The following is a 327-nucleotide window of genomic DNA, read 5'->3' as shown; positions in this document are numbered from 1 at the left end:
AAAAAAAAACAGTAAGGTAAGTCGTATGCAAACGATTTAATGCCAACACGTAAATCATAAAATATGATTCAAACACCCAACCTATTTTCATAGGTTAGTTAGAGTTTAAATATATGGCTAAGCCACATCCAACAAATCCGAAAATTCATCAGATAATACTATTGCCTCTTTACGAGGTAGGCACTGAATTATCATTACATCTGGGCGAGATTCAGACTTAGAGGCGTTCAGTCTTAATCTCTCGGATGGTAGCTTCGTGCCAATGACCTTTCGATCAAGCACATTTACCAGTGATCCGAATCTGCGGTTCCTCTCGTACTGAGCAGG

The 327-nt window shown here is 39.1% G+C and carries 1 rRNA gene (cut by a window edge); it reads right to left on the bottom strand.

From position 1 onward, the window contains the following. Window positions 1-63: 63 nt before the first annotated feature. A 23S ribosomal RNA gene (locus tag DBV10_RS22975) occupies window positions 64-327 on the bottom strand; its annotated part runs 443 nt beyond the window's last position; the annotation flags it as partial.

The organism is Acidovorax sp. FJL06, assembly GCF_003852545.1.
GTDB lineage: Bacteria > Pseudomonadota > Gammaproteobacteria > Burkholderiales > Burkholderiaceae_C > Acidovorax.
This window is presented reverse-complemented; position numbering and strand designations above follow the sequence as displayed.